Source organism: Zobellia sp. B3R18 (assembly GCF_018860715.1).
GTDB classification, from domain to species: Bacteria; Bacteroidota; Bacteroidia; order Flavobacteriales; family Flavobacteriaceae; genus Zobellia; species Zobellia russellii.
The window spans coordinates 1,146,317-1,168,910 of the sequence record NZ_JAHKQG010000011.1; the positions used below are offsets into that span (position 1 = coordinate 1,146,317).

Sequence of the window (22,594 nt, forward strand, 5' to 3'; positions counted from 1 at the left end):
ACAACGAATTATTTGAAAAGGATGAATTTGAGAGATTTTATTATAGTTATCTAATAAATTTTTTCCGAAAGCTATATAGGATTCTTTCTATCAAACGAAGATCTTCAGTGATAATTTTGGCCTCTCCTTTCATTTCATGTTTAAAATCAATTGGCCGGTTATACGAACTTATTAGTTCTTTTGGAACGGCAACGTCTATGATATATGTCCCTTTTTCATTTGATGTAGATGAAATTTGAGAAACCGTTCCTCTCATTATTCCATATTCGTATTCCGGATAATCATAGAGCGATAGGTTGACCTGTTGACCAAGGCGTATTTTTCCCGAATTGGAATTAGGCGTTTGCAACTTAGCAATATAAGGAGAATTGGTTTTGGGTAGAATGGTAAAGACCAAATCCCCTGAATTTACAGATTGATTGCTATTCCAGTAATTGAGGAAAGAAACCGTTCCTTGGATATTTGATTTCAGAACATATTTTAGTTCCCATTCTTTCACCGCTTTTTTCAATTGATTATATGCTTGTAACACATTTTTTAATAGACGCATTTTTTCATTTGCCATATTAAACTCAGTGTTTTTGGAAGTATTTTTTGCATTGCCTAGGGATTCCCGTATTTGAGAGATAGTAATTAAGAGGTTTTGGTAATTTTTTTGCGCAGTTAAGTACTCCAGTTGTTCGTTTTCATATTCTTGTCTAGAAATGACTCCTTTTTCAAAGAGAGCTCTATTGCGATCAAGGTTTTTCTTGTTAAATTCAATCTCGCTTCTTCCTAGGTCCCTTTGAGTTACTAGACTTTGTAGCCTTCTCTTAAGTTCTTGAAGTGATATTTCATTAGCTAAGGCTTTATAGGAGAATGGCTGTAAATCTCTATTGATTATATATTGAAAATAATTGTTTTCAAACTGGGAAAAATAAGATTCAATATCACCTAAGAAGAGTGGAGGTAATTTATCAAATGCAAAGTCAACATTTTTCTTGTCAATTTTCAAAGTGTCAATTATTGATTTTAAAAGGTATACATCATTGTAATTAGCTGTATTTTCTAAAACGGCAAGAACTTTGTTTTTAGCTATTGATTGCTTATCGAATACAAAAATAGTGTCAATTTTTCCTGAAATCCTTGCATATTCTTTTTGGGGAGGAATTTCTGTAGTTAATATTGCTTCAGCTATAATAACATCAGGATATTTAATTAGCCAACTCAAACCTAACATAATCAACATAAGTAAAAAAAACAAAAGGCTTCCCCAGCTAATCATCCAGTGGGGCGTTTTAGAAAGGATATCTTTAACCACTTCACTACGCAATTCAATATCTTTTAATTTTTTAGACATCTTAATTTCCTAACTCTAATTGGTTTTTCACTAAATTATAATACTGTCCTTTCAAATTGGTCAATTCTTTGTGATTTCCTATTTCTGAAATATGTCCTTTGTCTAACACTACAATTTGATCGGCATTTTTGACCGTACTTAATCTGTGTGCTATGATCACTACGGTTTTATTTCTAAAAAAGGTTTGCAACTTCGCCATAATTTTTTTTTCATTAATGGCGTCTAAAGAAGAGGTGGCTTCATCAAAAAATAGGCAATCGGGATTTTTGTAGACTGCCCGCGCAATTAAAATCCGCTGTTTCTGACCTGTACTGAGACCAATACCCTCACTCCCTATTTTAGTATTGTATGATAATGGCAATTCTTCAATAAAATCTTTAATATTCGCAATATCGACTGCTATGGCTAATTTCTCTTTATCTATTGTTTCTGTACCTATTGCAATGTTTTTGGCAATAGTATTACTGAATATAAACCCCTCTTGCAAAACAACTCCGCATTGATCTCGCCAGTTTTTATGGGATAATTTTTTTAAGGAAGTACTATCTATATCAATGCTTCCGGTTTGTGGTTCATAGAATTTTAGTAATAACTTCAATAAAGTGGTTTTACCGCTACCACTGTATCCAACTATTGCGGTTACTTTATTTTCGGGTATTATCAAATTTAAATTCTTTAAAACAAATTCCTCAGATCCGAAATAACGAAATGATACATTTTGTAGCATGAATCTCATTTTTGGAGGAATATTTACATTAGGTTCTTTTAATGTTTCTTCGTTTTGTTTACTATGTATTTCAGATAAGCGTTCTAATGAAATTCTGGCGTCTTGTGCGTCACGAATAAAGTGAACCAATTCAGAAATAGGAGAATTTAATTGACCTACAATATAGGAAATGGCTAATAGCATACCCAACGTAATCTCTCCATCAATAACTAATTTAGCGGATACAACAGTAATTAGAATATTTTTGAATTCGTTTATAAACTCAGAACCCACATCTTGATATTGATTTAAGGATAGGCGTTCTATGGAAATTTTGAATAATCTTGCCTGTAGGTGTTCCCACTGCCAGCGAAATTGTTTTTCGGCATTATGCAATTTTATTTCTTGCATTCCATTGATTAATTCGATGACTTTACTTTGTTCAGAACTTATATGTGAAAACTCTTTATAGTCTAATGCCTTACGTTTTTTAAGAAACAACAATACCCATCCAAAATATAGTAGACTTCCTAGGAAGAAAATACTAAAAATCCAAAAATTGTAGTATGCGAGAACCAATCCGAATACAAATAGATTGACAAGAGAAAATAGGACATTCAGGGAAGACGAAGTCAGTAATTTTTCGACTCTTTCGTGATCGTTTATCCTTTGAAGAATATCACCTGTTAGACGAGTATCGAAAAAAGCAATGGGCAAGTTCATGAGTTTGATAAAGAAGTCTGAAATCAATGAAATATTAATTCTAGAACTTAGGTGTAGTAGAATCCAACTTCTTATAATTTCAACCGCCGTCTTCCCCAAAAATAAAAATAATTGGGCAGCAAGAATCAAATATATAAAATGAATATCTTGATTTCTTATCCCAATATCAACAATACTCTGTGTTAGAAAAGGAAAGAGCAATTGTAATAAACTGCCAGTAAGTAGTCCAAAAACTAATTGCACTAAAAATCTTTTATAGCGAATCAAATATTTTGATAGAAAGGTAAAATTGAGGGGTTTATTTAAACTATTAAATTCATTTTTATAAAATGTCGGTGTTGGTTCTAGTAATAGTGCAACACCTTCTTCTGTATGTTCATGGACATTATTTCCTATCCAATGTTTTAGAATTTCACTCTTGGAATAAGTAATCAAACCATGGGCAGGATCTGAAATATAATAGGTATTTTTTTTTACGTTGTATAAAACTACAAAGTGACTTTTGTTCCAATGTAAAATACACGGCAAGGGAATTTCAGATAGCTGTTTGCAATTTATCTTAGCAGGTAAAGTTTTTATACCTAAAGTCTCCGCTGCATTTGAAAGGCCTTGTAATGTACTTCCTACCCTAGTAGTTTCTGCCATTCTACGCAATTCTTCAATATCAAGCGACTTGTCGTAATGTTTCGCAATTATTTTCAGACAGGTTGGTCCACAATCTTTAGAATCTATTTGTTTGTAAAAAGGAAACTTTGCCACATTATTTTTGCTTTTCGGAGATTTTTTTAGCCATATTTAATGCTTTATACGCATTAAGTATTTTTCCTGATTTTGACAGCTCTTTGAAGGGAATACTGTCATTTTCTCCTGTGCTTACTATAGTATTATATTCATTACCACTGTCCATAAGAATGTTTTTTATCTGTAGAGCGCTTAGATCTGGGTACTGAGAAAGTAAAAGAGCAGCAACACCAGAAGTTACTGCGGAAGAAATTGAGGTTCCCATAGCGTTATCGTTATATCGTTTTAATGCTGATGTAGGGGCTCTAATTTCCTGACCAGGGGCAAATAAGTCAATGTTTTCTTTACTATAGTTAGAGAAAGATACATATAGGCGATTATCTAAATATTGGCTTGAAGCTCCAACCTTAATCAAATTGTTTACTGAATTGCCTGTTTGATCTTTATCCTTTGGGTAGACTTCAGAATCTAAGTTACCAATATTGGAGCCACTATTGCCACCCGAAGAGACAACAAGAACATTATTTTCTTCCGCATATTTTAATGCTTTGAACAATATATGTTCATTATCCGAAGCTAACTTACTAGAACTAAAGTTAATCACCTTGGCTCCGTTGTCAACAGCATATCGAACGGCACTATAAAAATCTTTATCATTCTCCGTACCAGATTTAGGTAATATGGGCAGAGGCATTATCTTTATGTGATTGGAAACGCCACGAGTTCCTTTTCCATTGTTCCTCGTTGCGGCAAGAACTCCCGCTACAAGAGTGCCATGAACAATTTCCTGATTAGATTGAACGTAGTTGTTTCCATAATTTTTGTCCTCATAGTTATAAGGGTCGTCTCCAATCTCTTGACGATCATTATAATTTAGATTATTTGACGTATACTTTTGAATAATATAACGCTTTTCTTCTTCAAATATCGTTTCCAAATCTATATCATATTTGATATAACCTTTGACCGACTTTAATACTCTTTGAGCATCTTCATCTAACGTGACTAAACTATCTAAACTAAAAAAACTATAATTATCATATTGGGGATAGATATCAGAAAAATAATCTTTAAAAGTCAAAAAAGTTTCTTTCATTTCTTGAGCATATGCAATTAATTCATCAGCATCTTTAATACTGGAATTTCGCTTGTCAACAGCATTTATATATTTCTGGTATTCTTTGAAATCTCTAGGAGAGATGTCTTCTTTTTTCTTATTCTTATATTTTTTCTGGAGACGTTTTACAATTCGTGTATATTCATCTAAACTATGCTCTAAGCTTTCATAATCATTTATACCTATGAAGTTCCAACCGTTTGTGTCGTCTATATAACCATTATCATCATCATCAATATTATTATTGGGTATTTCATTCTTATTAATATATATTTGATTGATTAAATCTTCGTGATTAAGATCTATTTGGTAATCTATAACTGCAACTATTATTTCTTTTCCTTTATCTTCATTAATAAGCTCTTTATAAGCTCGCTCTAAGCTGATTCCAGGAACACTATCCAGCTCAAAGTCTTTTAGGTACCAATCAATGTTTTCCTTTTTTAAAGTCTCTTGATTATTTTGGTTATGTGAACACGAACACAAGAATATAAAGAGTAATGAGTTGTAGAAAATTCTTGGCATAAGTTTGATTTAAAGAAAAGAGCTCAATTTTGAGCTCTTTTGTTTTTTTAATAGGTTAACAATAATGATTTAATCCTCTTCTCTATGACATCTGATAGAGCTCTGCGGAGTATCTCCAGGAGGATTACCTCCTAAAATTTTACTAGTAGAAGTTATTCTTGCTACTTCAAATTTCTCAAAGTTTAATTGCTTTGGTTCACTTTTTTTGTTTTTCATTCTCAAGTGTTTATTAGTTAATTATTTTTATAATATTAAAGAATTTTAAATGTAAGTTAAATAAGGCAGTTTAGTAAAAGGTCTTTGCAACCTAATAACATAATTCACGAATTGCGTTATGTCTTTTCATTTTTTATTAAGTTTTCTAAATAAACATTTGGCTTGTAGTTTGTATGTTTTTTAAATGCCTTTGAGTAATATTCTGCGCTACTAAATCCCAGCTCTTTTGCCACAGCATTTAAACGCCAAACCCTGAAATTACCTTCATTTGTTTGTAATCTGTGCAAAGCATATTCAATTCGTAGCGTATTGATATAATCTGGAAACTTTATTCCTTTAACATGATTTATATATTGTGATAGATATTTTCTATTTGTTCCAATTGTCTTTGCTAAATCACCTACGGTAATATTTGGTTTGAGATATTCCTGTTTCAGCATGAACATATTTAGCCCTTCTTTAATTTTTTCTTCTAGTTCAGGAGAAAGGTTTAATAACTTAACCTCCTTTTCTTGGTCTATAGGTTTTTCGTTTTTTAATTTTGTTACTAATAATCTATAATTTTCCAGTTTTTTTATCTTATGCTTTCTATACATATAGAATATGCACCCTAATAAAAATAGTAAGCAAGCGAGGACAATCACAACTATAGACCACGTTGTTAGATTCTTTTTATATCCTAAAATAGCAACCTCTTTATCGGATACTAATTCTGGTATATCAAACTTATCATTAATTTCTGTAGACAAATACTTGTAATCATCATTAACGATTGAATCAAACTTAACTAGTTTTTTTGTGTAATATAGCTCGGTTTTAAGGCAGTCTTTTTTTTTATAAAAATCAATTAATTTTTCCCATGTTCCGCGCAATCTTGGGTTAATTTTTTGACCATTATCAAATAAAGAATCAACCCTTTTAAAATGAGAAATAGCAGAATTAAATAGCCCTAACCCTTCTTTTGAAACACCTAACCAATATTCGTTTTGTGCTAGATTTCCTAAATCCTTAGTTTTAATAAACTGCAATCTGCTCTTTCTTAAACTGTCAATAGCTTTTTGGTATAACCCTTTGGTACAGGCTAACTCCCCAAAAGCGTATGTAAAATACATTTGATTTCGCTTGTCGTTTTTTTGTGTAGATTCAATACCTAACTGTGCGTAGTAGGCAACTGAATCTAGTTGTTTGAGAGCTAAATGACTTTCGCATAGACCAAACAATGTAAATTCATAGTAGTTGTGGCTATTTTCCCGAAAATAATTTTTACTAGCATTATAAAATTTTAAGGCCTCATAGTGCTCTCCTATAATGGCTCTAAGTATACCTATTTGATATTTAACCGTATAGGTTTTATTATTAACAGGCCATTTTTTGAGTATGTCATTTGCAATTAAGGCATTGTCTAGAGCTTCTTTAAATTTATTATGACCATATTGAATATCCGATTTAAAGGAGTAGGCTGAAGCAGGATATTTTTGGGTATTAAAGTTTTGTGTAAAATCAATAACACTATCCATATATATCATTGCTGTATCATATTTTTTCGCAGTTATTGCGAGACCAATGTAACCTTCTGCTATTTCGACAGAATCTAGGTTGTTTTTTGCTTTGCGCAGATAAGCCTTACTATATATTATTGCTAAGTCTTTATTAATATCGTTTTCAATATACATCTTGTCAATGAGCTGATCATAGGTCATGCTCATTAAGGTATCAGGATTCACTAAAGAATCTTGAGCCTGAACTCCGCATATAAAGAATAAGGTAATCAGTAATTTTAGACCTTTATACATTTTTCAATTCTACAATTATATTTGTTCTATATTGTTTTTCTAAATGGTGATAAAGCAACATTTCCATTGCTCTTTGAGATTTATCAAAATATCGGTTGATTAGCATATGAATTATTGAAGGGGCAATTAGTTCATTATTTTGTAATGATTTTAAATATGGTTTTATTCTTTCTATATGATTATCAACAATGGAATTTGGTTCTTGAATGGCGTTAAAAAATTCCTTTTTCAAGGAATTATATTTAACACCTATTTTTTTCATTTCTTTCCTTTTTAAGCCAAATTCTTCTCTAAAAGCGAGATAATTATTTTTAACAAAGGCTAGTTTATCTTCATTGTTATAAAGAATACAGGCCAAGTATTTAGTTAATAGTAGCATTGCATTTACGACAGAAGTTTCATCCGTTAGGTGTTTAGGTAAAGTGGCCAATACTAATTCACTCTGATGGGTGAATATTGACTCACATATCTCTATGTTATTTTCCCCATATCGTTCTATTTCACGATGATATACAGCAATTTGGACATCCCAAATTCGAGTGTCAAAGAGGTATGGTGAAATAAATTCTTTCATGTATTCCACTATAAAAAGAAAGGCATCTCTATTTATACATCTAAAGCGCAGACGAATATGAAAACCTGGATCGGAGTATCGAATGAAAAACCATTTGTCTATACAATTTTCTTTTTTTAGTTCCTTAATAACCGGTGCTAAATGTTGTAAAAAAACATTGGCAAATGAATCACCGCAATATATTTTGTAATAAAGCCACTCCGACCCGGGTAGAAATGCTCTTTTAATTTCTGTCTGAGATATCTTTTTTTGCATAGGCAAACACAAATTCAGAAGCATAATAATTTCCTTCTTGGTTTTTTACTAATTTATTTTTATCTCCGGTATATTCTATTAATTTGGTGTACTTATTATTTGTCAAACTCGTTATAAACATCTTTATGGAAAGTTCTACTGTAAAGTCAATTAGCATTACATTGTCACCTTCCTTCAAATGAACCAATCTGGGTAAACCTTCTGCTTTTTGAAATCTCTTTACTTTATCAAATATTTCATTATCCATTGACCCTTTAAATCTTTTTTTTAACAGTTTTGTTTCAAATAACCACTGCTCTTTGCTGAGAATTATATCCTTATAAGTTACTCTTGGAAGGTGGTGATATATTTTTTCAATGTTAGACCAACTAAAACCTATACCCTTGGCTTTTGAATCAAATTGCATATCACAAAGAAAGCGATATATAGGTAATCTAGATTGTATATAGTTATGAGCATTGGAAAGAAAGGGAATAATATGCTTACCAGATTTTCGGTCACTTAAGAGTATTCTCCCATATTCTATCTGGATGTCTATGTCTTCAATTGGGATTGAACCATTTGCCTTTAAATTATAACCGGAGAGGTAATTTATTTGGTGACTTCTTGTTCGGGGCCTTTGTAAAATATTGCCTGTACGTTCTTCAGGAAGATGTACAATTTCAGCTACTATTGCGTCATCATAATAAGAAGACTCCATGTCATGTACCTCTTTTACAAATTTTAATATTTCTGGTGAACCATCAGAGAATCTACCAAGTAGGCAACTGGCGGAACTTCCTCCTATTTCTGGGAGGAATAAAAATTGTTCGTTATCTTCCGTAATCAATTCAGCCATTGCTGCAACTGTTACTGGAATCTGAAAATTATTTTCTTCAAGGGTATTGATGTCTTCGTCCATCAATTCTAAATGATTGCCATTTAAAATTTGAAGCTTGTTCATTAATAGTAATGAAAATTCATCTAATTCTATTGGGGTTTTAGTTGCTTTTTCTTCGGTATTCGTTAAAATGTCAGAAACATACGGGTGCACATTATTTTTATTAGTAACGGGGTAACTTAAGCCAGAGTCTATGTCAAGTACTTTAACCAAGGGTATTTTTTGAGTTTCGTAACGTTCCTCAAATGCTTTTGCAAACATCTTTAATTTAGTTTCTTTCGGGGGTGTACTAATTTTATAGAGCACATTCAATGCTCTAGAGAGGCTTATTTTCATTTTCCTGTCTAAAGTACAGTTGTTGTAGCTCGGGAATAAATCCACTTGAACAAGATTTGTTTTTTCTGTTTCTGGTAGTATGGCTAGAGCTTCTTTTTTTAAATTTTTATATAGACTTATGTTTTCATTTCTCCATGAATCTAATTGTTTTGAAATCTGTTGGGCTTTTATTAAAAATTTGAATTCATAATTGTCAGTATTAAAACCGGCTTTTTTTATTAAATACTTAGCATTGTTGTCACCTATACTATCAGGCTCTATATCACTAATTAGTATTTGTTCTTCAATCAAACGATCTATAAATAATATTGCATCATTTTCGTTATAGCCCTTCTTGACTAAATATGAAATTATACTCTCCTTTTTTTCTCCTTGATTAACATAGTTTAACAGATTAACAAGGTAATCAGTAGCAGCAGTTCTTTGTAAAATGTATTCTTTTTTATCGTTTACAAAAATAGTTTCTAGATAGCGAAGTTCATCTCCTATTTGATAAAGACTCGTATTTCTATAAAAAAGCAATTTATCTTCTAATAACTTCAGGGTACTCAGTTTTTTAGCAAACATGCCCATATAACCGGCATCAATTCTGCTTTTTCTAGTATGTTGATTTAATGAATCTAGTGTTAAATCAGTAATATTGGCAAACACGCCCATTGATATTCCTCCAAAAAGCCCAAATGGAGTAGGTCTAGTACTAATTCTGGTACTATATTTTAATAAAGTTATAGACAAGTCTTGCGATTTTACTTCGTCCTTTTTGTCAGATTTTAAAAAAGAAGTAACTATTTGAAAAAATTGTGGAGATGCCAAATAAATGGCTTCCCTAAATAGAGGGTTATTCCAAGTGTTCCATATCTCTTTTTCTGGATTTTTACTAGAATAAACCCTCTCAATCGTTTGATATGGAAATAAGGGTGTTCTTACTCCAAATGTTTCAAGTACGCTATAATTTGAGCTAAAGTGTTTCAAATCTAATCATGTTATTATAATGGCTTGAGTCCGTTAGCGGAGTCCTATTATGAGATAATATGTTGTTTATTTGAAATTCAAAGAATCATTTGTCCTTAAAGACAAGTACAAAGCCTATTTTTTTTATATAACTATTCTTTTAAGGTTTTTGATTCCCAAAAAGAGTTAAGAAAAAACCGACTGATATATTTGTAGCGAAATATACCATATTTATGTGTGTTTTAAAATTTTAATATGTAGGAATAAAGTTGCTTTTATGGTGCTGTGATTCGCGAATCACGGCCCATTTATTCGCGAATCGCCATTTGCCACCTTGCTTATCGAGCAATTCTTTGTTTAGGTTTGACTATCAATTTAGAACACTAAGCAACTATTATTCGGTGAAATCAATTAAGAATCTTGAACGGCTACAGCAACTGCATCTTCTCATAGAAAATGAGCGGACAGGTTCTCCAAGAGAACTGGGGCGTAGAATGCATATAAGCGAACGCCTGGTTTATAAATTAATAGATTATCTAAAGGATTATGATGCTCAAATATCTTACGATCGTGGTCGTAAAACTTATTATTACCGAGAAGACTTTTTTCTAGAAGTTAAGGTTTCGGTCTCTGTTAAGAGTAAAAATGAAGTAATAGAATTGTATGGTGGAGGCTATATTTAGTTTAAATGTTTTTATATTTTAAAATGTCTCAATAAATAAATTTTTGTTATGGTAATTACTATTAGACGAATACTAGAAATTTTTCTTAGCCTAGTAGACGCCAACGCAGTCGTTTTCCTGGCTATTCTTAGTAGTACTTTTTCGTTAGGTTTTTTAATTTATTTGTTAGTGCACTCAAAACAAGGAACACAGATTTTCAGCTTTTTTATAAAAGAAAATATTCATTGAGGATTAACAAATATTTCTTTGCTCCACTTTAGGTTAAATGGTTTTATTTAAAAAACAGATTACATTATATTTCTCTAAACAAAATTTTGTCGGTCTTTTTGGCATTCTTCTACATGTCCTTATTTCTACATTTACCATGAAAATAATAGTAACATCTAAAAACTTATAGCAATGGAATTATCAAATGAACAACAAGTTTTACAGACAGTTATAAATGAAGCTTGGGAGAACGAAAATTTTAAAAACGAACTGTTGGAGAACCCGCTACTTGCGATTGAAAAATTAACTGGTCAACGCGTTCAAGTACCAGAGGGTAAGACACTAGTTGTACGAGACCAGACCAATGAAAACACTATCTATATTAATATTCCTGCAGAAGTTAAGCTAGAAGATGTAGAGTTAGGTGAAAAAGAACTAGAGTTAGTTGCAGGGGGCGCTCCTCTTTTAGAACTTATTCATATTTTACCCACTTTTCCACCTTGTTTTCCAATAGGTCCAAAGCTTGATGGGTTTAAATCTTAACCAACTATTAAAGACGTAACTATGAAATTGACCGAAGAACAAAAATTATTAGAGACTCTTATTTCAAGAGCCTGGGAAGACATAGACTTTAAGAAAGAATTGATTGAAAACCCAGTAAAGGTTTTAGAGCAATTGTTGGGCAGGCCTGTAAACCTGCCACGTGATAAAAGTATCGTTGTTTTAGACCAAACGGATACTTCTGTTATATACATTAATATCCCACCAAAGATAGATATGGACGATATGGAACTAGATGAAGAACAAATGGAAATTGTTGCGGGAGGCAGTGTATTAACGACTCCAGTTCTCAGAGGCCTATAGGCAAGATTGTTAGCTCATTTCTAAGCAACTGGTATTGCCATAATTATGGTTTCAAATTATATTATTCAAAGTTATTATGAAAAAAATACTATTCCTTATAAATTTTAGGTTTAGTATTTTAAGAGAGAAGAACCCAATATTTTGGGTTCTTCTCTCTTTTTTTTTATGGGTTGAATTGGCTAATGCGAAAACAACAGTTTTTAATAAATCATTTTACATTCAAGAAGAGTTTAAAAGTTCTGAAAACAATAATAGAAATGTCGCAGATAGTCTCTTTGATAAAACCGATTCTTATATTAAAGAAGGTAATTTCTTAGATGCCTTAAAAACTGCAGAAAAGGCTTTGGGGTATTATAATACTTTAAAAGATAAAAAGTTAATCGGTAATTGTTATAGTAAAATTGCAACTATTTTTTATTATCAAAGCAACTATGCACAAGCTCTATTAAATTTTGAAAATAGCATTTTACAGTATAAGTCAGTTGACTTCAAAGAAGGTATGGCATCCTCGGCTAATAATAAAGGAGCTATTTATTATTACTTAGGTAATTACCCTGAAGCACTTAAACATTATAAGCAAGCACTAAAATTAGACGAAGCACTTAACAATACCAGTGAAACTGCTGCTACCTTGCAGAATATTGGAGGTATATATTTAGAATTGGATGAATATGAAAATGCTTTACAATATTTTAAACGTGCTCAAAAAACCTATAGAAAAAGTTCGGATAAGAATAAATTATCTCAAGTATTTAATGCAATAGGTGAAACCTACATTAAGCAGCATTGTTATGATGAGGCCAACGCGCAATTTGTTATGGCATTACAATTCGCTAATGAGGCTAAAGATGAGCAAAGAGTTTTGGAATCAGTTTTTAATTTAGGGGAACTTTCAAGATTACAATATGAATATAAAAAATCATTAACGTATTACAATCGTTCATTGCAGTTCGCGAAAAATTTGAATAATGACATATTTAAAGCAAGATCATCTATTGGTATAGGGCTCGTTTTTAATAAACTTAATAAAAAACAAGAAGCACTTGCTAATTGTGAAATTGGACTAAAAATAGCGACTAAAATTAATACGGTCGCCTACCAAGAAGAGGCCTGTAACTGTTTGTATAAAATAAATAAATCTCTGAATAGAAATGGTACTGCATTAGCTTATTATGAAAGAGCCGTTCTTTTAACAGATAGTTTACAGACCCACCGGACGGCCAATGACATCCAGCAAATGGAGTTTAAAAATCAAATGCTTAGAGATAGTATTGTTCAGGTAGAAAAAGAACAGAAGCAAATACAAGAGCATGAGAAAGAATTGGTAGAAAAAGAAAACCAGAGGAACCTACTTATTGCCACAGGTTGTATCATATTAGTTGTGGCTGGTGGTCTTTATGGAAGGTTAAACTATACCAAAAAAGCCAAGGCAGCATTACAAGTTGAAAAAGACTTGTCCGAACATTTGTTGCTAAACATTCTTCCAGAAGAAATTGCCATAGAACTTAAAGAAAAAGGCTATGTAGATGCACAAGATTTTGACAGCGCATCAATACTGTTTACAGATTTTAAGTCATTTACGGAAACAGCTTCAAAGTTGACGCCTCAAGAATTGGTAGAAGAAATTAATGTCTGTTTTAAAGCTTTTGATGCCATTATGGAACGGCATGATATTGAGAAAATAAAAACTATTGGCGATGCTTATATGGCGGCGGGCGGCTTACCCAAACCGAGTACGGATTCTGTCAAAAAAACAATTTTGGCAGCTTTAGATATGCAGAAATTTATTTCAGAAAGAAAACAAGCAAACAATCTCTTGGCAAAACCGGCTTTTGAAATGCGTGTTGGCGTACATGTAGGCCCTATAGTGGCCGGTATTGTCGGGGTTAAAAAATTCCAGTATGATATTTGGGGTGATACGGTTAATACGGCCAGTAGAATGGAAAGCAATGGTAGCGTAGGTAAAGTAAATATTAGTGAAAATCTATATAACATGGTTAAAGCAGAGAATGACCTTGCTTTTGAGTACCGCGGTAAGATAGCCGCTAAAGGCAAAGGAGAACTGGGTATGTATTTTGTTTCTCATAAATAAGCTTCCTTTTTGAAGAGGACGTTACGAACATTGTCACTCACAAACAATCCTCAACAGTGGATTCCTCCTTTGAAGGGGGCTAAGGGGGATGTCCGATAGCTAAACAATGCAACCCTTAACTCCCCACCAACCCAACAGTTTCATCAGTTTTTATGGCATTTTTAACCTAGCGGTAAAAAATATCTTTAAACCATAATTAAACGAAGCATTAGCATTTATGAAACTTACAGCAGAACAGAAGAAAAATCAGGCATTAGTGCAAAAAATAATTACTACAGCATGGGAAGACGAAGCTTTTAAAAAAGAGCTACTAGTTAACCCTATTGCAGCAATTGAAAAAGCAATAGGAGAAACAATTCAACCACCTCAAGGCAAAACTTTAGTTGTTACAGACCAAACAGATAATGCTACTATTTATATTAATATTCCTGCTAAACCAAATTTAGAGGATATGGAATTAAATGAAGAGCAATTGGAAGCTGTTGCAGGGGGGGATAAAAACAACGATTTTACTTGGGATCAATTCAGGTTTTTAATGGGGTGGTATTAAAAGGCAGTAAACTAGTTTATCAGTTTTTTTAGCATTTCCATCAATAAATACCCAATTATATTTACTACATCTTAATAGTTAAACAAAAAATAATCATGAAACCAACAAAAGAGCAAGAGCTATTACAAACTATTATAAACAAAGCTTGGGAAGACGAAACCTTTTAAGCAAGAGTTGGTTGCAGACCCTGTAGACACCATTGAAAAACTTACGGGTGTAAAGGTGAACCTGCCCGAAGGGAAATCTCTGGTAGTACGGGATCAAACAGATAAAAAACACCATCTATATAAATATACCATCCGAAATAAATTTAGAAGATGTGGAGTTGAATGAGGAGCAATTGGAGGCTGTTGCGGGTGGAATGCCACCAACACTTTATATAGATTTCCCTGCTCTTTATGAAAGTATTTTTGGCAGTTGACCTTCTAACAAATAATAATTATGGAACTGACAAAAGAGCAACAATTACTACAGTCCGTCATCAGTAAGGCATGGGAAGTTGAATCGTTTAAATAAGAATTGATAAAAACGTCTTTAGAAGCAATTTATAAATTGACAGGAAAAAAACTAAAACTAAGAGATGAGGTAAAAATGGTAGTGGTAGATCAGACAGAGAAGAATATCTTTTACTTGAACATTTCATTCAAACCCGATTTCAAGGATATGGAGTTAACTGAGATACAATTGGAAATGGTTTCGGGGGGGGGGGAGATGAAAATAATGGTTTTACTTGGGATTAGTTCCGATATATCATGGGTTGGTACTAATAATTTTTTTCTCAGTTTGTTGAAAGAATTTATAATTAAAATAAAGTTTCAACGGATACAACGTAGTGGCAACCATGCTACGTATTCAGAATGTCATTTTTCAAAGTTTTATTGGCACAGATGGTTATAAGCACAACAATATCTTTACCAAAAATTAATTTTTAACCCTAATTAACATTATTATGCATTTAACAGAATCGCAAGAAAATCTCAACAAAATTATTAATAAATGCTGGGAGGACGAAAATTTTAAAAATAAACTAATTACTAGTCCAAAAGAAACAATAGAAGCATTTTTCGGTAAACCTATTGTCAATCAAAATGTGACTATTGTTGTCAATGATCAAACAGATTTTGAAATTTTGAACATTAACATACCCGCCAAGCCTAATATAGACAGTATAGCATTAACAGATTCGGAATTAGAGGATGTTGCTGGTGGGGCTTATCCAACCGTTATCAAGGATAGTATGTCTTTTAACTGTGGCTGTTTTCCGGTATTTTAAGTTTGTAAATCATATAAATATTCAAGTTCAATTCAAAGTAGTATAACAAGTATATAATCAATGTTTAATTATAAAACCCTTAAAATTATGAATTTATCAGAAAGAGTAGAAGCAACTCAAAAATTTCAAAATGACTTAATTAATAAATGTTGGGAAGACGAAAATTTTAAAAACGAGCTAATCGAAAACCCTGTTAGAGTACTGGAAAGGTTGGGGGCATCTGTAAATACAGATAGAAAAGTAGTAATCAATGATCAGACTGACCCTAATTTTTTGAATATTAACATACCGCCTAAACCTAACTTAGAAAATATTGAATTAACTGAAGAAGAACTAGAAGCCGTTGCTGGAGGTAAAATGGCAGATACTGGAGGGTGGACTTTTGACTTTAGGTCTATTGGTATATGTATAAATAGTTAGGCTTACTTTGTCTGCTTCATTTAAATTAATATGGGACAGTATAAGATATGTTTGGCTAATCTTATACTGTCTTTTTTTTATCAATAAATCAATCTGTTTTATATGTCTGATGCACTGTTTTATCAAAAAATTTTTTTAACATCTTTACTTCCGTATGAAAAGTTAAAAGTTTTAAAGAGGGATGAAAACCATTTTGATAATAACTCTAATCAGCACAATTATTTAGACCTATGGAAAGAAAATATCTGTAAAGACGCTTCTTTAGAGGCTTTTGAGAAATACTGTGAAATTAATAACTTAAATAGGGATGATATTTTTTTAATGACATCTAGGCTTTCGAGTTGTACAAATATAATTAGATTACCTTCATGGATGGAATCATTAGAAAAAATTATAAATATTATTAATAGGGAGAATACTAAATTTGACAGATTTTATAGCGATATACCTTTTTATGAGCTACTCTTTCCTTTCATTAATTTCACTTGCAGAGAATTGGAATCAAATTTAACCTATGCAAAAATAAATTTACCCAAAAGCAATGTATTAGAGCAAATAAAAAAGAATTTGAGCAAAGACTTGTTAGAAATGTCATTTTCCGTATTTATGGATGAATTTCATAGGTTTTTAGGAGATGACAATAACAAAAAGTGTAGGATTACCAATCAAAAGGACGATTTTTTTTATCAAAAATTTGTGCGGCAGATTTTGAAAAATAGATTTCGAGATTTATTTCTCAAATATCCAATGTTAGCTAGAAATATGGCAGTTAAAACACAAAAGTATATTCAATTTGTATCAAACATCTTTATAAGATTTGAATTGGATAAAGAAGAGTTAACTTGTAATTTCAATTATGAATTTAATGAAATAAAGAAAATTCATTTTAATTCTGGAGATGAACACAATGGCGGTTCAACTGTAATCATTGAATTTAACAATACAAACAAGATTGTATATAAACCCTCAAATATTGCAATTAGTAGAGCTTATAATAATTTTTTAGAGTGGGTTAACTCCAATTTAGCTGAGAATCTTAAAAGTTTTAAAGTTATTGACAAAAAAGCATATGGATGGATGGAGTACATTGAGAATGTAAATTGCGAAAATTCGGATGATTTAAAACTTTACTATAAACGTGCAGGAATAATTCTAGGTATTACTTATTTTCTAAATTCAAGGGACTATCACCATGAAAATATAATTGCTTTTGGTAATTGTCCTGTCTTAATTGATCATGAAACTATAATTGGGCCTGATATAAAATTCTCAAATTTAAATATAAAAAGTGGTACTGTATTAGAAAGTTTATTATTGCCGTGTCAAGATGAGTACAGATCTGAAAGTGGCTTTGGATTATCAAATCCAAGTAATAAAAATTCTTTTTTCATAAAAATCGTTAATTGTAATAAGGATAATATGATAAAGGTCCCTCAAAAGCGTCTCATAAACAATCAGGTGAAAAATTTACCAAGTCTAGACGGAAATCCAGTTGGGCTACTTAACTATAAAACACAAATTGAACAAGGCTTCCGTAAATTCTATGATTTAATTTTAATCAATAAAAATTTGCTTTTATCAAAATCATCCCCAATAGAATATTTTAGAGGGTTTGAGATAAGACACATTGTTAGGTCCACAAGCGTTTACGGTAAGATTTTACATGTTTTAAATAATCGAGAGTATCTTAGTGACTCTATTAAATATGGCCTTAAAATTGAAATTTTGGCTAGAGCATATTTAAAAAATGAAAATTGTATAAGTCTCTTGGCGTCGGAAAGAGAGCAAATTATAAACAGAGATATTCCAGTGTTCTATACTAATAGTGACATGGAGAACTTGGTGTTAACTAATAAAAATAAAGTTAATATCTTTCAGTCAAGCGCTATTGAAAGTATAAGAGATAAGATTAGAAAAGCTAGTCGTTTAGATTACACAAATCAAATGAAATTAATTAGAAAATCTCTAAATTTGTAACATCTTGGGATGTTAGTATTTTTTTATAGTTACATGAAATATGTCAAGGTTCAATTCGCTTCCTTTTTTAAACTTAGTAGGGTTTGAATTTTTTCTATTCCTTTTTCTGAATTAAGCAATAATAATTTTTCATAATTAACTACGTCGTTTGTAAATAATTGGAACGTTCCAAGAACATCTATAGTTTTTGTAGAGGCGTCTATGCTTAACATCCTATTTATAATAGATTGCGAGAAATTAGAGTAATTTTCTTGTTGTTTATATATTTTTGATATTTCCTTAACCATTTCAATATCCATTTCTTGAATTATGCCACTAATTTTGACAGTTTCGAAGGCTATACTTTCTATTTCGGCCAATTGAAACCCTTTCCATTCTTTGATTTCATTATGGTTAAATTTTTTACTCTTAAAATAAGTGGTTTGTAAATCGTTTTCAGATAATGTTGGTTGTATACTGTCAAAACTAATCTTAATTAGCTCGTGATACTCAATAACTTTTAAAAGATTTTCCCTATTATTTTTTAATTCATCAAGAATAAAATTAACAGATTTAATCTTGTTTTCAATTATTTTTTTTTGAGTTTGATGTTGACTTACGTATGTTCCAAGAAACACACCAAATGCAACAATTAAAAAATCTATTAAGTAGTTGAAAAAATTTCTTTTCTTCATTTTTAAAATTTAGAAAATTAGATAGTCAAAGTTCAAAGTTAGTAATTAAATTTATCTCTCTGCACACTTTGTGCAGTCTCCAAATATATCTTGATAACAACAAATAAGGGAGTCGTTTCTCACTGTAAAACAGGCAGTATTTACACAAATGGCATCTTTAGTTTTATCAATATAACTAAACCGGAGACTGTAAAAATGAACAATCAACCCAATACAATAGACTGGAATTCCCCAGAGATGCTGTTGAATATTCTAAACAGTATAAAAACCCCGTTATCTTCTATAATGGAGGCAAATAATAGAGCTGCATTACAAATACTTGGCGATAGTTCAAAAGAGAACGTTGCTAAAATTACGCTAGAAAATAGCCAGAAAATAGCAGCACTAATAGAAGAAATTATTAAGAAGTCTTCCGCAAATACGAATAAGCCCGCACGACCCTTAATTTTTGATTTATATGAAAACAATATAAACGTACAGGAGATGTGTTCGGGAGAAGTAGATCCTAAAAAGATTTCACAAACAGACAAAGCCTGGCTTTTAGACCTTGAGAAAGTGGTGTTTAATGAACCTAACCCTGATCAGTTAAGTTTGTTCGCCCTTGCTTTTGAAGTGTCTGTAAGCGAACGCCAATTGCACCGTAATATTAAAAAGTTCCTCTCCCTTACGCCCAATAAATACATTCGTATCCTGAAACTACATAAGGCAAAAAATCTCTTGGAAGAATACACCTATCGCACTATTTCGGAAGTGGCCTATGCCGTAGGTTTTCAAGATGCCCATTATTTTTCAAAACTGTTTTATAAGCAGTATGGCAAGATGCCAAAAGATTTGATTCCTGCATAGGGTTTATTGATATACAATTTTCTCCACTAATGAAATTATAGGTTTAAACACCCTTTTGTCTATTAGTGTACAACCCTAACATTTATATTTTTGCTCTTTAATGTTTGTGCTAAATGCAAATTAGACACGCCGTTCTTTAGTTCTAGTCATTATAGGCTTATATAAGGGTGTTGTTCAGATTTTATGTCATTAGTGTCAATTTTATGAGGGGTATTTTGGTGCTATATAAACCTCTTAATTCTTTATAGTGCCATTAACCAATAAACAACAACAGGCCAAGAACTTAATTAATCTTCTTATCCGCCACTGCTGGAGCAACCCAGATTTTAAAACAAAACTTATAAAAGACCCGGTGAAGACTATTGAGGAAGTAACAGGTGTACCAAATACGTTGCCTGAAGAAGTTTCAATTGAAGTAGAAGACCAATCTGACAGTTCACTAATTTATTTAAATATTCCACCAAAGTCACATTCTATAAGTGTAAAAGATAAAAGACAGAAACCCGAAAAATAAGGGGATTTCAATTGTTTTATGTATAGATATATTTCGCTGTCTTATTTGTCTGTGTTCTTGACAGTTTTACACCTTCTTCATCGGGTATATTTGATTAAAAGAGATAAGATAAATTTCAAATGATAATCGAGATATAAACCATTTCTTTTCAAAAGTTTAATACTACTACTTATGCTTTAATTAGAAACGACTCCAAATAACATAAAATTAATCATATGAAAAGAGTACTTTTTTTACTAGGCCACCTAAACGATAGAGATATTGAATGGATGATTACCAATGGACATAAGAAAACCATTAAGTCTGGTGATATTCTTATACACCGTGGTAAAAATATGGAAAACCTCTACATTATTTTATCGGGTAATCTTTCTATTCGTGATGGGGTATCTAACCTTAATGAAATTGCAGAAATAGGTTCTGGTGAGATTTTAGGAGAAATGTCTTTTCTAGAATCTAGACCTCCCTCTGTTTCTGTGATAGCAACTGAAACTAGTGAGGTTTTTGTTGTTCCCAAAGAGCTAATTAAGAATAGAATGAAACATGATGTTCAGTTTCAAGCTAATTTCTATTATGCCATTGCATTGTTTCTTTCTGATAGGCTACGTAGAACTACTGATCAATTAGGTTATGGAACTCCAGAAGACCTTGATAGTATTGATACAAATGTGTTGGAAGGCGTTGCTCAGGCCGGAGCAAGATTTAGTCAAATACTGAAAAAATTTGCTGAAATATAATCCGTCTAACAATGCTTATGAATACTAAGAGAACAATACTTTTTTCTATATTTTCTTTGGTTAGTGGCTTGGGGCTAATTGCCCAAACACAAATTGATGGAGACTTGCTGTTATTGTCTAGATTGGCAATAGAAAAAAACCCGTCAATACAGAGTAATGCGTTGCAAATTGAGCAAGCAGAAGCTAATTTTCAATCGCAACGTAGTGTCTTCGATTACCAATTATCTTCAGGTTATAATTTTAGCAAAAACACCTATACACTCTTTGATGCAGACCCTACAAGACAGTACGCGGCAGGTAATCTAGAAAGCAATAGCTCCGACTTTTCAATTGGTTTGCAAAAAAAATTCCGAACAGGTTTAGTAGCAGATATAAGTACTAACTACACGAATACTTCCAATAATTACACGCTAAATGATTTTGGAGAAGTAGTAGTGCCAAACTTATCGGATAATACTACATCTGCAACACTAGCTTTAACACAGCCTCTATTAAAAGGTAATGGATTAAAGGTGACCACGGCTTATGAGAAGTCTGCGGAACTTGATATAGAAAGTGCCAACCTGAACTTTGAGTTGAACAGTGCTTACGAGGTATCACAATTGGCAATAGCCTATTGGCAGTATTTAAGTGCTTATAAAAGTTTAGAAATATACAAAAATAACGAGAACAGGGTACGTGATGTGCTTGAGATGACCCAAGAATTGGTAAAAGCAGATAGGAAACCAGAAAGTGACTTATTACAAATTCAGGCAGATTTAGTGGACCAAGAACGCCAAACTACAGAGGCGGAACAAAATTTATATACGTCAAGGGTAAATTTAGGGCGTGCTGTAGGTATAAGTGAAGAAGAAAGTGTAATTATTGGAGACCCCACAAGTGATTTTCCAATTATTTCACAATCTAACTATTCAGAAGAACAAGGTACTTCTCAGTTTATTAAACAGGCAAGATTAAAAAGGCCAGATATAAAGGCTTTGCAAAACACGAGTAAAGGATTAGAACTGCAATTGAGCGCGGCTAAAAACAATATGCTTCCACAACTAGACCTAACAGGTTACTATACTTACGGAGGAGCTGCAACCGGTGGTGGGTTAGAGCAGTATTTTAATGCTTTTGATAATAGACAAGGGCGTAATAATACTGTAGGTTTAGGAGTAACCTTTTCACTACCGATCAATAATAACCTTGCTAAAGCCAATTTATCTATCAGTAAAATCGCACTCGCGGACCAAAAAATCACTTATGATAATTTACTTAGAAATATAGATATGAATGTTAGTGTTGCAGTCAACAACTTACATAATCGCGTGTTGGTTTTGGAAAAATCCAAAAAAACACTTGAGTATTATCAAAAAGTGTTTGAGAATGAACAAACTAAGTTTCAGAATGGTTTAACGACCCTTCTAAATCTGATTTTGTTTCAAGAAAGGCTAACATTTGCCCATCTAGACTATTTGACTGCGCAACAACAGTTTGCAGTAGCTATAATAAACCTTAGGTATGAAACGGGTACGGTAGTATCAATTGATGGAAATACCATTGTAGAATCAATTAGTCATGAAACGTTTTATACAATACCGAATAATAATTAAAAAAAC

Annotated in this window: 20 protein-coding genes; 12 read left to right on the top strand and 8 right to left on the bottom strand. The window is 32.0% G+C overall.

Annotation, left to right across the window (positions count from 1 at the left end; translation table 11 throughout):
• Nucleotides 1-46: 46 nt before the first annotated feature.
• From KO513_RS11340 to KO513_RS11370, 7 genes are all read right to left on the bottom strand, one after another.
• The gene (locus tag KO513_RS11340; RefSeq protein WP_215913462.1) at nucleotides 47-1,339 is read right to left on the bottom strand and encodes an HlyD family secretion protein; all 1,293 of its coding nucleotides are present in this window, start codon (nucleotides 1,337-1,339) and stop codon (nucleotides 47-49) included.
• 1 nt (nucleotide 1,340) lies between these two features.
• Complete coding sequence (locus KO513_RS11345; RefSeq protein ID WP_215913463.1) at nucleotides 1,341-3,527, bottom strand: peptidase domain-containing ABC transporter; 2,187 nt, start codon at nucleotides 3,525-3,527, stop codon at nucleotides 1,341-1,343.
• Nucleotide 3,528: 1 nt separating this feature from the next.
• Nucleotides 3,529-5,151 (bottom strand): S8 family serine peptidase, encoded by a 1,623-nt coding sequence (locus KO513_RS11350; RefSeq protein ID WP_215913464.1) that lies wholly within the window; start codon nucleotides 5,149-5,151, stop codon nucleotides 3,529-3,531.
• Nucleotides 5,152-5,220: 69 nt separating this feature from the next.
• Nucleotides 5,221-5,367, bottom strand: a complete 147-nt coding sequence (locus KO513_RS11355; protein WP_215913465.1) for a hypothetical protein — start codon at nucleotides 5,365-5,367, stop codon at nucleotides 5,221-5,223.
• A 116-nt stretch (nucleotides 5,368-5,483) separates the two neighbouring features.
• Nucleotides 5,484-7,160, bottom strand: coding sequence for a helix-turn-helix domain-containing protein (locus KO513_RS11360; protein ID WP_215913466.1), 1,677 nt, complete (start codon nucleotides 7,158-7,160; stop codon nucleotides 5,484-5,486).
• Entirely contained in the window at nucleotides 7,153-7,989 is an 837-nt protein-coding gene (locus KO513_RS11365) for a thiopeptide-type bacteriocin biosynthesis protein (protein ID WP_215913467.1), read from the bottom strand. Before KO513_RS11365 ends, KO513_RS11360 begins: the two co-directional genes overlap by 8 nt.
• Entirely contained in the window at nucleotides 7,958-10,177 is a 2,220-nt protein-coding gene (locus KO513_RS11370) for a lantibiotic dehydratase family protein (protein ID WP_215913468.1), read from the bottom strand. Before KO513_RS11370 ends, KO513_RS11365 begins: the two co-directional genes overlap by 32 nt.
• A gap of 332 nt (nucleotides 10,178-10,509) precedes the next feature.
• On the opposite strand from KO513_RS11370, the gene KO513_RS11375 reads away from it, so the two are divergent.
• The 8 genes from KO513_RS11375 to lanM all read left to right on the top strand — a co-directional run bounded on the left by KO513_RS11375 (nucleotide 10,510) and on the right by lanM (nucleotide 18,222).
• Nucleotides 10,510-10,839, top strand: coding sequence for an HTH domain-containing protein (locus KO513_RS11375; protein ID WP_252735767.1), 330 nt, complete (start codon nucleotides 10,510-10,512; stop codon nucleotides 10,837-10,839).
• Nucleotides 10,840-11,238: 399 nt separating this feature from the next.
• Nucleotides 11,239-11,589 (top strand): hypothetical protein, encoded by a 351-nt coding sequence (locus KO513_RS11380; protein ID WP_215913469.1) that lies wholly within the window; start codon nucleotides 11,239-11,241, stop codon nucleotides 11,587-11,589.
• Between the two features lie 21 nt (nucleotides 11,590-11,610).
• Nucleotides 11,611-11,910, top strand: coding sequence for an NHLP leader peptide family RiPP precursor (locus tag KO513_RS11385; RefSeq protein WP_215913470.1), 300 nt, complete (start codon nucleotides 11,611-11,613; stop codon nucleotides 11,908-11,910).
• Nucleotides 11,911-11,986: 76 nt separating this feature from the next.
• Nucleotides 11,987-14,002 (top strand): adenylate/guanylate cyclase domain-containing protein, encoded by a 2,016-nt coding sequence (locus KO513_RS11390; RefSeq protein WP_215913471.1) that lies wholly within the window; start codon nucleotides 11,987-11,989, stop codon nucleotides 14,000-14,002.
• 217 nt (nucleotides 14,003-14,219) lie between these two features.
• Nucleotides 14,220-14,552 (top strand): NHLP leader peptide family RiPP precursor, encoded by a 333-nt coding sequence (locus KO513_RS11395; RefSeq protein WP_215913472.1) that lies wholly within the window; start codon nucleotides 14,220-14,222, stop codon nucleotides 14,550-14,552.
• Between the two features lie 949 nt (nucleotides 14,553-15,501).
• A complete protein-coding gene (locus tag KO513_RS11400; RefSeq protein WP_215913473.1) occupies nucleotides 15,502-15,825 on the top strand; it encodes an NHLP leader peptide family RiPP precursor in 324 nt (107 codons plus the stop codon).
• 87 nt (nucleotides 15,826-15,912) lie between these two features.
• Nucleotides 15,913-16,245, top strand: a complete 333-nt coding sequence (locus KO513_RS11405; RefSeq protein WP_215913474.1) for an NHLP leader peptide family RiPP precursor — start codon at nucleotides 15,913-15,915, stop codon at nucleotides 16,243-16,245.
• Nucleotides 16,246-16,347: 102 nt separating this feature from the next.
• On the top strand, nucleotides 16,348-18,222 hold the full coding sequence (gene lanM, locus KO513_RS11410; RefSeq protein ID WP_215913475.1) for a type 2 lanthipeptide synthetase LanM: 1,875 nt from the start codon (nucleotides 16,348-16,350) through the stop codon (nucleotides 18,220-18,222).
• A 50-nt stretch (nucleotides 18,223-18,272) separates the two neighbouring features.
• On the opposite strand, the gene KO513_RS11415 is transcribed toward lanM, so the two are convergent.
• Nucleotides 18,273-18,896, bottom strand: a complete 624-nt coding sequence (locus KO513_RS11415; RefSeq protein ID WP_215913476.1) for a hypothetical protein — start codon at nucleotides 18,894-18,896, stop codon at nucleotides 18,273-18,275.
• 195 nt (nucleotides 18,897-19,091) lie between these two features.
• On the opposite strand from KO513_RS11415, the gene KO513_RS11420 reads away from it, so the two are divergent.
• The 4 genes from KO513_RS11420 (at nucleotide 19,092) to KO513_RS11435 (ending at nucleotide 22,588) form a co-directional block, all read left to right on the top strand.
• Nucleotides 19,092-19,742: a helix-turn-helix domain-containing protein gene (locus KO513_RS11420; RefSeq protein ID WP_215913477.1), complete on the top strand. Its 651-nt coding sequence runs from the start codon at nucleotides 19,092-19,094 to the stop codon at nucleotides 19,740-19,742.
• 247 nt (nucleotides 19,743-19,989) lie between these two features.
• Nucleotides 19,990-20,256, top strand: coding sequence for a hypothetical protein (locus KO513_RS11425; RefSeq protein ID WP_215913478.1), 267 nt, complete (start codon nucleotides 19,990-19,992; stop codon nucleotides 20,254-20,256).
• A 215-nt stretch (nucleotides 20,257-20,471) separates the two neighbouring features.
• Nucleotides 20,472-20,993: a cyclic nucleotide-binding domain-containing protein gene (locus KO513_RS11430; protein ID WP_215913479.1), complete on the top strand. Its 522-nt coding sequence runs from the start codon at nucleotides 20,472-20,474 to the stop codon at nucleotides 20,991-20,993.
• A 17-nt stretch (nucleotides 20,994-21,010) separates the two neighbouring features.
• A complete protein-coding gene (locus KO513_RS11435) occupies nucleotides 21,011-22,588 on the top strand; it encodes a TolC family protein (RefSeq protein ID WP_215913480.1) in 1,578 nt (525 codons plus the stop codon).
• The last annotated feature ends 6 nt before the right edge of the window (nucleotides 22,589-22,594 follow it).